Raw genomic sequence first — 11,459 nt, 5'->3', positions numbered from 1 at the left:
AAATGAATAAAAAAAAGTCCCACAAGGGGACTTATTGTACAATATACCATAAAAGTTTAAAAATTATTCCTGTTCAGGATATAACATATCCATAACTTTTGCACTTACTCCGGTAGAAGAATAACCTCCGTCGTGAAATAAATTTTGCATGGTTACCATCCTGGTAAGGTCTGAGAAAAGTGTTATACAGTAATCTGCACACGATTCGGCATCAGCATTACCCAGCGGAGCAATCGCATCAGCATAATCGTAAAAGTCATTAAACCCTTTAATACCGGTACCTGCTGTTGTTTTTGTAGGTGATTGTGATACAGTATTGATACGTACCTTTTTTTCTACCCCATAATGGTATCCAAAGCTTCGGGCAATAGATTCGAGCATGGCCTTAATATCTGCCATATCTGTATAAAAAGGATAAGTTCTTTGGGCTGCCATATAGGTTAATGCCACTACGCTCCCCCCTTCGCTAATTGCATCAAGGTGTTTTGCAACACTAAGCATTTTATGCAGTGACAGTGCCGATACGTCTACACCTTTCATAAAATAATCATAGTTAGAGTCTACGTAAGGTATTTTTTTACGAATATTCACACTCATACCTATAGAGTGAAGTACAAAATCTATTTTACCTCCCAGTATCTCCTGAGTCTTAGTATATAAATTCTCTAAGTCCTCAGTATTAGTAGCATCTGCAGGGATTATCTGCGAACCGGTTTTCTCAGCAAGCTCATTAATTTCTCCCATCCTCATGGCTATAGGAGCATTAGTTAACACAAAAGTTGCACCCTGTTCATGAGCCTTTTCGGCAATTTTCCATGCAATAGAATTCTTGTCTAAAGCTCCGGTAATAATACCTCTTTTACCTTTTAACAGATTATTCATAATTTAAATTATTTTGGTTAGAAACAAAAAAACCTGCAAATTGCAGGGTTTCCCATATGCTTTATTGTATACTTTCAATAGGTACAACCTCATTTACATCTGCTTTATAATCTACTCCTTCGTAGTCAAAGCCAAACAGGTTGTAAAAATCTTTTCTGTATCCTTCAAGATCACCAATTTCATTTAGGTTCTCGCTTGTAGCCTGTTCCCAAAGTTCGGCAACTTTCTGCTGAATATCATCACGCATTTCCCAGTCATCTATCCTAATACGGCCTTTTTCATCTACAGGGATATCACCTCCAGTGTAAAGTCTTTCGGCATATAAACGCTGCATTTGCTCTACAGTACCTTCATGAATACCTGCTTCTTTCATGGTTTTGTAAAGCAATGAAATATATAACGGAATTACCGGTATAGCCGAACTCGCCTGAGTTACCAATGCTTTGTTTACCGATACAAACGCTTTACCGTTGATGTCTTTTAGCGCATCTGAAATTTCGAATGCTGTAGCTTCAAGATGATCTTTTGCACGACCAATAGTACCTTTTCTGTACACTGGCTCTGTAAGTGCAGGCCCTATGTAAGAGTAAGCTACGGTAAGTGCTCCATCGGCAAGTGCTCCGGCATCTTTAAGCGCCTTCATCCACATAGCCCAGTCTTCACCCCCCATAACGGTTACAGTGTTTTCGATATCATCATCCTTACATGGCTCGATAGAAATTTCTGAAACCTTACCTGTATGGAAGTCTACCGTTTTATTACTAAACACTCCACCAATAGGCTTAAGTACACTACGGTGAGTTACACCTGTATCAGGATGAGTACGCACCGGAGAAGCAAGGCTATAGATTACTAAATCTACCTGGCCTAAATCTTCCTTAATAAGATCTATTGTCTGTTTTTTAATTTCGTTTGAGAAAGCATCACCGTTAATGCTTTTTGCATATAAACCGGCTTTGTGAGCTTCTTTTTCAAAAGCTGCCGAGTTATACCATCCCGGTGATCCCGGTTTACCTTCGCTAGGTGCTTTTTCAAAGAATATACCTATTGTAGATGCATCACTACCAAATGCGCTGGTAATTCTTGATGAAAGTCCGAATCCTGTAGAAGCTCCAATAACAAGTACCTTTTTAGCACCGTTAATGGCTCCTTTAGACTTTACATATTCAATCTGATTTTTTACGTTTTGCTCAGCTCCCGTTGGGTGGGCAGTTAAGCAAATAAATCCTCTCATTCTAGGTTCTATAATCATACCCTCAAGTATTTTTTATCAAATGCAATTATTTCTCTACAAATATAACCTGTTTTTTCAGTTGAGCAACGCTCTGGCGTGGTTAAGGGCAGAATCGGTAATATCTTTACCCGAAAGCATTTCGGCAATCTCCCTAATCCTTTCATCCTCAGTTAAAAGCTTAAGTTCAGACACCGTGGTATCCCCCTGTATGCTTTTAAATACTTTATAATGCTGAGCACCTTTTCCGGCAATTTGAGGCAGGTGGGTAATAGCAAATACCTGCATATCACTACTCATTACCTTCATGATATCACCCATTTTATTAGCTACCTCACCCGAAACTCCGGTATCAATCTCATCAAAAATAATAGTTGGAAGTTGAGAATAATCGGCCAGTACGGCTTTTACTGCAAGCATAATTCTTGACATCTCACCACCTGATGCTACCTTTTTAAGTAACCCGAAATCAGTCCCCTTATTAGCCGAGAACAGCAGGCTTATTTCATCCTTACCGTTTGGCTGATAAGTATCTTTATGAGTAATATCAAAATTAAAGCGTGCATTTGGCATTCCAAGCTGCGCCAGTATCGTCATAACCCTGTCGGTTAGCACAGGTATGGCTTTTTGCCTGTTTTCAAACAACACAAGTGCCGTAGCATCAGCATCAGCTTTAGCTTTTTCAAGTTCGGCCTCCAGCCTGTTGATAGACTCGTCAAGTTCATCGGCTTTAAGTACTTTACCATCCAAGTCTTCACGAATAGCAATAAGCTCTTCTACCGTAGCCACATTGTGCTTTTTTTGCAGACTATATATTAACTGTAATTTCTGGTTTACCAATTCCAGTTGCTGAGGGTCGTCTGCCAGCTTTTCAGCATCCTGAGACACCTCATTGTTTATATCATCAAATTCTATAAGCAGGCTGGAAATGCGTTCATGGAAATCGTTATACTGCTTACTGATCCCGCTTATTTTTTGCAGGGCATTTTTAATCTCTTTCAGGTTTTGCAGTGCTCCCATCTGCTCCTCATTAGCAAGTGTAAGTACTTTAGAAAGCGACTCCTTTAAAAACTCTACATTACTTAACTTTTCCAGTTCGGCTTCAAGCTCTGCCTGCTCCCCTTCTTTAAGGTTTGCCTCAATAAGCTCGTTAAGCAGGAATGTATTATAATCGGCCTCCTTAGCAAGGGCTTCTTTTTCCTCTTTGGCTTTTTTAAGTCCGCTTTGCGATTGTCTAACTACCGAAAGCTGTTTTTTATACACTGCCAAATGCTGTGCATTTTTTCCAATAGCATCGAGTATTTGCAGTTGGTACTGCTCGTCTGACAGTTCACGGGTTTGCTGCTGCGAATGTATATCGATAAGGAAATCTCCCAGTCCCTGTAATTCCTGCAGGTTAACCGGACTATCGTTCACAAAAGCGCGCGATTTGCCTGAAGGGAGTATCTCCCTTCTAATTATGGTAACATCCTCATAATCGAGATCGTTTTCCTGAAAAAATTCCTGAAGATTATAACCGCTTATTTTAAAATGTGCTTCTACCACACATTTTTGTTCTTTATCCTTAAGCGATGTCAAATCGGCACGTTTTCCCAATATAAGACCAAGGGCTCCTAAAATAATAGATTTACCGGCTCCTGTCTCACCTGTGATTACAGATAGTTTATTGGAAAACTCGATATCAAGATGCTCAATAAGAGCAAAGTTTTTAATAGATAATGATTGTAGCATATTAAACGGCGGCTGTGTTTTGCTTACACAAATGTACTATTTAATAGTACTCCATTTAGCAGAATTAAGCGGAGAAATTTTATTTAGTGTATCTACAAGGCCTGTAAGGGTTACCATAGGCCCGGCAGAGAAGATTGATACTACCTCGTCTGACTTGGCATCAAAGAAAACACGGGTTAAAAAAGCATTTGGCCTTGCCCTGTTCACTTTTGAAAGTGTATTGATGGCTGCTATAATCTTTTCTTTACCATCCTTACTGTTATCGGCCATTATATCCATACCTAAACGATGATAGTCATATAGTGCCTGCCTAAAGTCTCTGTAGGTATTAGACATTATGTCGTTTATTAAAAAGTATCTGTTTTGGTTACCATCCTGCTGGCTCCAACCTTTGTAACCACTTTGCTGTGCAGCAGAAGCGATACGTTGTGCTATCTCATAATATGGTGTTCCTCCTTCAAACTCATAGGTATCGGCATCCATACCAATAATCATATTAGCATAAAACGAAATAACACTTATAAGGTTTGATGTATAACTTTCCGGATTGTATACCATATTTTGGAACTCAGTATACGAGAACCCAAAATTCTTGTCGTTAAAATTAAGTACAGGAGAAAGGTAAGATGAGTTAAAAATTGGTCTTGATGACTGCACCTGCAGTGTAGCATCAAAACTATTAGACTGGTATGCTGTAATGTTTATAAAAAACACACAGTCTATACGTTCGTTACGTTCAAAATTCCTGTTGGTAAAATGTGTATTGTTTATAAATTCGGTAACCGAAGTTTCAAGTGTTTTAAATATTTGGGTATTAGCATCGGTAATCTGACTGTAATTAACCTGAACCGCTGCATTAAGTTCCTGCCCTTTTACAGAAAAAGATAATAACAGTAACAATAATCCTAAATATCTATACATTGTACCTGGTTTTAATTTTATTAACTATATCCTGCGCCACCTCTTCTTTAGATTTAAGCTCCTGTGGCTCTATATTAAACTGTGCATCGATAAAGGTAACCTTATTTGTTGGTTTACCAAAACCTGCTCCCTCATCGTTAAGGGAATTTAATACAATCAAATCTAAGTTTTTTTTCTTAATCTTTTGCTTGGCGTGCTCAATTTCATTTTCGGTTTCGAGTGCAAAACCTATCAGATACTGATGTTTTTTCTTTTCTCCGAGTGATGCCAGTATATCTGTTGTCTTTTCGAGCTCCAGCACAAGATTATTGTCGTTCTTTTTTATTTTCTGGCTGGCAACCGTTTTAGGTCTGTAATCAGCTACTGCTGCAGCTGCCACAGCTATGTCTACACCTTCAAAATACTCATGGCATGCAGTATACATATCCCTTCCCGAAACAACCGGAACAAGTGTTATACCATCACCATATACTTTTAAATGTGTAGGACCGCTTACCAGTATTACCTCTGCCCCATCTTTTGCGGCGGCATGTGCAATATCAAACCCCATTTTACCGGAAGAATGATTTCCTATAAAACGTACAGGATCTATAGCTTCGTATGTTGGTCCTGCTGTAATAAGTATTTTTTTTCCACGTAGCGGAAGTTTACCTTCTATATCCTTCTCTATAAATGCTACTATATTTTCGGGTTCTGCCATACGCCCCTCGCCCGAAAGTCCGCTTGCAAGTTCGCCAGATTCGGCAGGTATCATAATATTACCAAATTCCTGCAGGGATTTAAAGCTGGATAGTGTAGAGGGATGCTTGTACATGTCAAGATCCATTGCCGGAGCAAAGTACACCGGGCATTTTGCCGATAAATATGTTGCTATAAGAAGATTATCACTGTTACCCGACACCATTTTTGCCATGGTATTTGCAGTCGCCGGGGCTATTAAAAACAAATCGGCCCAAAGGCCCAGTTCTACGTGATTGTTCCAAACCGCATTTTCATCCTCTTCGTCATAGAAAGTAGAATGAACCGGGTTTTTAGATAATGTGGAAAGTGTTAGCGGAGTAACAAAGTCTTTAGAAGCAGGTGTCATGACAACACGTACATCGGCACCTGCTTTTATAAGTAACCTTACCAGTGAAGCTGTTTTATATGCGGCAATCCCTCCTGAGATTCCCAGTAATATTTTTTTGCCGCGTAAAACAGACATGGTAAATTATTTGTTTGATTCCCTGTAAGCTACTTTTTCTTCAAACCATTCCTGTACAGCCAATGCGTGAGGCTTAGGAAGCTTTTCGTAAAATTTAGACACTTCTATCTGCTCTTTATTTTCAAAGATCTCTTCAAGACTGTCGTTGTAAGTAGCAAACTCCTCAAGCTTCTCAATAAGTTCTTTTTTGATCTCTGTATTGATCTGGCTTGCTCTCTTAGCTATAATAGTAATAGCTTCGTAGATGTTACCTGTAGGCTCTTCAATTTTGGTTCTGTTGTAGGTAACCGTGTTTACCGGAGCAGTTGTCTTCTTTAAATCCATCACTCGTTCTTATTTAGAAAATTTTTGTAATTCGGTTTCAATAGCGGCAAACATTTCGTCTACCTCTTTTCTGTATTTGGTTTCACCGTTAAATTTGACAAGTGCCTTGTAGTTTGCTATTGCATTTTCCAAACGCTCTTCTTTTTTACTTGCTATACTGTTCATGGCAAGCCTGTATGAAGAATCAAATTTATAGTAAAGCGCATCTTCTTTTAGTTTTGTACCCGGAAAATCAATCAAAAAGTTATCAAACGTTTTGATTGCTGCCGCATAATCCCCAAAAAAGTCTGCCGTTAAATGATATTGTCTTGCAATCTCAAACGCCTTTTTCTCCAGTTTTTCCCTAAGCTCCCTTGCTAACTGGTTAGCCTCGTCCATATACTGGGATTCAGGATAGGTATCAATAAAGCTTTGTAAAGCTGCAACTGCCACATAAGTATCTGCCTGGTCTTTAGAATAAACCGGCGATAACATATATCGGCTTTTTGCTGCTAAAAACGCTGCCTCTTCTTTCACATCACTCTTTGGATAGGTATTTACAAAACTCCCAAATTCGTAAGCCGCGTTATAATATTGCTTTTTAAAATACATTGACTTGGCATAAACATAAAACAGCTTTTGTGCAGATGGCTTTCCTTTTAAAACAGGTTTAAGTTTTTCTGCCAATGTTATCACCTTGTTGTATTTTCCTTCTTCATATAATTTCACCGCAACTTCATACTGATACTTAACGTCATCAGATTTAAGGGCTTTTTGGTATTCATTACACGAGGAAAAAAGTACCGCAAGTAATAGTAAATAAAAGTATTTGCTCATATTTTTTTGTTTACGCCGATTCATGGCCGCAGTTTTCTAAAGCAACTGCAAATTTAGTTAATAATTATGGAATACAAAATCTTTTTTTACAATGCTTAAACCCCATAAAAAAAGATGCCCGCAGGCATCTCTTTAAACTATAATTATATTGTTTTATTGTACAATATTATGGCCTGCAGAAGAAAAAACCTTCATGTCGTTATCAAACAGATACAAACCTCCTTTATCGTTACCTATCAAATCTATTTTATCAAGTATGGCTTTTGCGGTAGCTTCCTCCTCTATCTGTTCGGAAACATACCATTGCAGGAAGTTGTGAGTAGCATAATCTTTACCGGTTAGCGCAATATCTACAAGCTTGTTAATACTTGCCGAAACCTTTACCTCGTGATTATACAACTGTGTAAACAGCGTTTTGAATGAGGTATAATCAAGCTTTGGCTCATCCAGCGAGGAAATAACAGCATATCCTCCCCTTTGATTTACATATTTCACAAGCTTAAGCATGTGCTCCCTCTCTTCGTCAGACTGCTTAAACATAAATGTGGCTATACCTTCAAATCCTTTTACTTCTGCCCACGATGCCATGGCCAGATAAATTTGGGAAGATTCTGCCTCAACTTTTATCTGCTCGTTAAGTGCAGACTGCATTGCATCAGATAACATGGCTCTTTGTTTTAATGGTTTACACCACTAATTTAACGAATTTTCTCAACAAAAGCGTTAAGCCTTCCTGCTAAATCTTCGTTAACGTTTACAAGCGGAAGCCTTACAACATCTTCGCAAAGTCCTAATGCTTTAAATACGTGTTTGATACCCGCAGGGTTACCCTGTTCAAAAATCATATCAATAGAATCGGCAAGAAGATAGTGTAACTCATAAGCCTCATCTGCTTTTTTCTCCAGTCCAAGCTGAACCATTTTAGAGAATTGTTTAGGGAAGCCTTCACCAATTACAGATATTACACCTGCACCTCCGGCAAGAACCATAGGAAGTGTAATCATATCGTCACCAGATATTACAAGGAAACCTTTCGGAGCCCCCTGAATAAGCCTCATTGCCTGTACGATATCACCTGCTGCCTCTTTAATAGCGACAATATTTTTAAAATCATTAGCAAGGCGTATTACCGTTGCCGGAAACATGTTGCTTGCCGTTCTTCCCGGTACGTTATATAATATCACAGGCACTGGAGAAGCCTCTGCTACTGCTTTAAAGTGCTGGTATATCCCTTCCTGAGTTGGTTTATTATAATATGGAGAAACCGATAGTATTGCTGTAAAAGCACTTAGATCACGGCTTTTCAGTTCTTCTGTAACTTCGTGTGTATTGTTTCCTCCCACACCAAGCACTAACGGAAGTCTACCTGCATTAGCCTCAATAACAGTCTTTATAACAAGTTCCTTTTCGTCCTTGTTCAAAGTGGCTGATTCGGCCGTAGTACCAAGAACAACAAGGTAGTTTATACCGTTCTCAACCTGGTAATTCACAATTTTCGTAAGCGCATCGGTATCAACTGAAAAATCTTTTTTGAATGGGGTTACAAGCGCAACACCCGTACCTGTTAATGACTGCATAGTTTATATTATGTTTAGTATTTTCAAATATTTAAAAAGTTCGGACATATACTCCTTATACTTTGCAGGCTCTACTGCAATGGTAAAGTCGTTAAGCCTTAAATCGGCACTGGCTAACCCAACTTTAAATTTTGCCTGAGACTGTAGCGTAGCAAGCATCAGTAACGGATTGTCAGTATTATAATAACTGATAAGCAAATCAAACGGCGCAGTTACGAAAGAAGCGACAGGTTCTTTTACAAAGTTCCCTCCTGCCGAAACAAACTTTCGGGAATACGCCCTGTATTCCATTTGTGCTTCATTTTTTGGAGATACTCCCTTACTGTAAACAAGCAGGCTTATGTTTTCTTCTTTTATACCATATTTGGTAATTTCGGATAAAGCATTTTTTTTACCCGTAAACAGAGCCTCATCTATCAATAATCCTACTTTAACTACCTTATGAGGCATACCGGCAGGTTTATATTGAGCTAAACATTTCTTAATGTTTTTTTTTAACCCAAGGCCCTTAATAAACTTTAAAAACATAGTACCTTTACTTGTTGAGTGCAAAATTAATTTAAATAACTATCAGTACAATGGCATTCCATAAAAAGTATAACACACCTGCCGGCTGGTTTGTTTTATTTTTAACTTTCTCTTCATTACTGTCATGCAGCAGCAGTAAGCTATATAATAGCAAGATTGAAGGCAAAAAAATAAGCATCACTTCAGACTATAAAGACGACTCTAAAATCGAGGCTTTTATAGCCCCCTATCGCAACCATATAAACAAGGACCTGGACAGCGTTTTAGCCTACTGCCCCGAAACCTTAGACAAGAGCCAAGGTAGATGGCAAACCACAATAGGTAACCTGCTGGCCGATGTTACTTTTGAAAAAGCCGATAAACTGTTACAGCAACGCGAAAATAAGCATTTAGACGTTTGCCTGCTAAATCATGGCGGAATTCGTGCAATAATTCCTAAAGGAAACGTTACAACCCGTACCGCCTATGAGATTATGCCTTTTGAAAACAGCCTTATAGTTGCCACACTTAAAGGTACAGAAATAAAGGAAATTGCACAGTATTTAATTGACGGTAAAAAGCCACATCCGCTTAGTGGTATGCAAATTTTTATTGACAGTAACGACAAGATAAAAAACATTACAGTACAGGGTAAACCTGTAACTGATAACCAAACGTACCATGTAGCTACGTCTGACTACTTATATAACGGCGGAGACAATATGAACTTCTTTAAGAAATCAACCGCTACCTACGACGTGGAGTATAAGCTGAGAAACCTGCTTATAGATTATTTTAAGGAAACAGATACATTACCCGTTATTACAACACAACGCATAATTACCGAATAGTCATGAAAAGGAGAGATTTTATACATAAAACCGCAGCCGGATCGGCATTAGTATTAGGCGGACTTTCCCTTAGCAGTTTTACTACTGAACCTGCCAAAAAAATTACCATACTGCATACTAACGATGTGCACAGCCATATTGATCCTTTCCCTGCCGATGACCCAAGAAACCCTAACATGGGCGGCGTGACACGTAGAGCCACACTTATAGAAAGCATTAGGCAGGAAAACGAAAACGTACTGTTACTGGATGCCGGAGATATTTTTCAGGGTACACCTTATTTTAACTACTATGGCGGCGAACTGGAATTTAAACTGATGAGCATGCTTAAGTATGATCTTGCCACGTTAGGCAATCATGACTTCGATAATGGTATTGACGGATTTTATGCACAATTGCCACACGCACAGTTTGATTTTGTGTCGGCCAACTACGATTTTAAAAACACGCTACTTGATGGTATCGTGAAGCCGTATAAGGTATTCGTAAAAAACGGTATTAAGATTGGGGTTTTCGGGCTTGGTATTGAACTTGCGGGACTGGTAGACCAACGCCTTTACAAAGAAACCGTATACAACGACCCTATTGAAGTTGCTAAAGATATTACCAAAACACTTAAACAGGACGAAAAATGTGATCTTGTAATTTGCCTGTCACACATTGGCTTTGCTTACAGAAACAATCCGGAAAAAGTGTGTGACATTACTCTGGCTCAAAAAACAAGGCATATAGACCTTATTATTGGCGGACATACCCATACTTTTTTAAACAAACCATACATTGAGAAAAACCTTGATGGTGAAGAGGTGGTTATCAATCAGGTAGGGTGCTACGGACTAAACCTTGGGCAAATTGATTTTTATTTCGAAAACGGCTCTAAAACCTTTAACGGAAGAACAATAGTAGTGTAAGCATTTAGTATATTTGCTGTAAACCACTCCTACTTATGAAAAACCTTATGGCTATTGCAGCAGCCACACTACTGCTTATATCATGCAACGAAACAGACAGTAAAACAGAAGTTATTACATCTAAAGATATTACCAAATTAGAGAAGCAACTCAATTTAAAACCCGCACAGCCCGATTCGGTTCAGTACAAACTAACTATTAACAATAATTCTTTTGGTACGGTACCCGGCCCTTCTGATTATTATCTTGAAGGTGTACTTTACTACAACGACAGTATTTTTAAAAGAATAAAGGAAGAGTATAATAACGTTGATTACAATACTCCCGGTTTTAAAAAAGAAGCTTTTAACTTTAAATGGTTACCCCAAAATATTAAAAACGAACTGAACAGTTCTCCCGAAAATTACAGCGGACACCCCGACCTATTTTTTAACCGTAACAGGATTACCCAGCTTTGGCTGTTAAAGAATAAAGTACTAATATTGTCGTACACCAACTAGCCAC

At 38.6% G+C, this 11,459-nt stretch carries 13 protein-coding genes; 3 read left to right on the top strand and 10 right to left on the bottom strand.

The features are described 5' to 3' along the window. Window positions 1-63: 63 nt before the first annotated feature. The 10 genes from ABS768_RS05025 to ABS768_RS04980 all read right to left on the bottom strand — a co-directional run bounded on the left by ABS768_RS05025 (window position 64) and on the right by ABS768_RS04980 (window position 9,214). Complete coding sequence (locus ABS768_RS05025; RefSeq protein WP_408073881.1) at window positions 64-882, bottom strand: enoyl-ACP reductase FabI; 819 nt, start codon at window positions 880-882, stop codon at window positions 64-66. A gap of 61 nt (window positions 883-943) precedes the next feature. Then, a complete protein-coding gene (fabV, locus tag ABS768_RS05020; RefSeq protein WP_408073880.1) occupies window positions 944-2,134 on the bottom strand; it encodes an enoyl-ACP reductase FabV in 1,191 nt (396 codons plus the stop codon). A 57-nt stretch (window positions 2,135-2,191) separates the two neighbouring features. Beyond that, complete coding sequence (gene recN, locus ABS768_RS05015; protein ID WP_408073879.1) at window positions 2,192-3,844, bottom strand: DNA repair protein RecN; 1,653 nt, start codon at window positions 3,842-3,844, stop codon at window positions 2,192-2,194. A gap of 36 nt (window positions 3,845-3,880) precedes the next feature. Beyond that, window positions 3,881-4,765: a type IX secretion system protein PorD gene (porD, locus tag ABS768_RS05010; protein WP_408073878.1), complete on the bottom strand. Its 885-nt coding sequence runs from the start codon at window positions 4,763-4,765 to the stop codon at window positions 3,881-3,883. Continuing rightward, the gene (coaBC, locus tag ABS768_RS05005; RefSeq protein ID WP_408073877.1) at window positions 4,758-5,969 is read right to left on the bottom strand and encodes a bifunctional phosphopantothenoylcysteine decarboxylase/phosphopantothenate--cysteine ligase CoaBC; all 1,212 of its coding nucleotides are present in this window, start codon (window positions 5,967-5,969) and stop codon (window positions 4,758-4,760) included. The genes porD and coaBC overlap by 8 nt, the downstream gene beginning before the upstream one ends. Before the next feature lie 6 nt (window positions 5,970-5,975). Then, the gene (locus tag ABS768_RS05000) at window positions 5,976-6,293 is read right to left on the bottom strand and encodes a DNA-directed RNA polymerase subunit omega (protein ID WP_035132863.1); all 318 of its coding nucleotides are present in this window, start codon (window positions 6,291-6,293) and stop codon (window positions 5,976-5,978) included. Window positions 6,294-6,302: 9 nt separating this feature from the next. Further along, window positions 6,303-7,109, bottom strand: a complete 807-nt coding sequence (locus ABS768_RS04995; RefSeq protein WP_408073876.1) for an outer membrane protein assembly factor BamD — start codon at window positions 7,107-7,109, stop codon at window positions 6,303-6,305. A 153-nt stretch (window positions 7,110-7,262) separates the two neighbouring features. After that, window positions 7,263-7,775, bottom strand: a complete 513-nt coding sequence (locus tag ABS768_RS04990; RefSeq protein WP_408073875.1) for a ferritin — start codon at window positions 7,773-7,775, stop codon at window positions 7,263-7,265. 32 nt (window positions 7,776-7,807) lie between these two features. Then, on the bottom strand, window positions 7,808-8,686 hold the full coding sequence (gene dapA, locus ABS768_RS04985) for a 4-hydroxy-tetrahydrodipicolinate synthase (protein ID WP_408073874.1): 879 nt from the start codon (window positions 8,684-8,686) through the stop codon (window positions 7,808-7,810). 3 nt (window positions 8,687-8,689) lie between these two features. Beyond that, complete coding sequence (locus ABS768_RS04980; protein WP_408073873.1) at window positions 8,690-9,214, bottom strand: DUF6913 domain-containing protein; 525 nt, start codon at window positions 9,212-9,214, stop codon at window positions 8,690-8,692. Between the two features lie 50 nt (window positions 9,215-9,264). Between ABS768_RS04980 and ABS768_RS04975 the strand changes: the two genes are divergently transcribed. The 3 genes from ABS768_RS04975 to ABS768_RS04965 are packed head-to-tail and all read left to right on the top strand — an operon-like array spanning window position 9,265 to window position 11,455. Continuing rightward, window positions 9,265-10,044 carry a 5'-nucleotidase C-terminal domain-containing protein gene (locus tag ABS768_RS04975; protein WP_408073872.1) on the top strand — a complete coding sequence of 260 codons (780 nt, stop codon included), beginning with the start codon at window positions 9,265-9,267 and terminating at the stop codon, window positions 10,042-10,044. Between the two features lie 2 nt (window positions 10,045-10,046). Continuing rightward, complete coding sequence (locus ABS768_RS04970) at window positions 10,047-10,955, top strand: bifunctional metallophosphatase/5'-nucleotidase (RefSeq protein ID WP_408073871.1); 909 nt, start codon at window positions 10,047-10,049, stop codon at window positions 10,953-10,955. A gap of 35 nt (window positions 10,956-10,990) precedes the next feature. Then, window positions 10,991-11,455 (top strand): hypothetical protein, encoded by a 465-nt coding sequence (locus ABS768_RS04965; RefSeq protein WP_408073870.1) that lies wholly within the window; start codon window positions 10,991-10,993, stop codon window positions 11,453-11,455. The last annotated feature ends 4 nt before the right edge of the window (window positions 11,456-11,459 follow it).

Origin of the sequence: Flavobacterium rhizophilum, assembly GCF_046000485.1 — a bacterium.
GTDB lineage: Bacteria > Bacteroidota > Bacteroidia > Flavobacteriales > Flavobacteriaceae > Flavobacterium > Flavobacterium rhizophilum.
The sequence above is the reverse complement of the archived record's forward strand: the minus strand, read 5'-3'. Positions and strand labels throughout refer to the sequence as shown.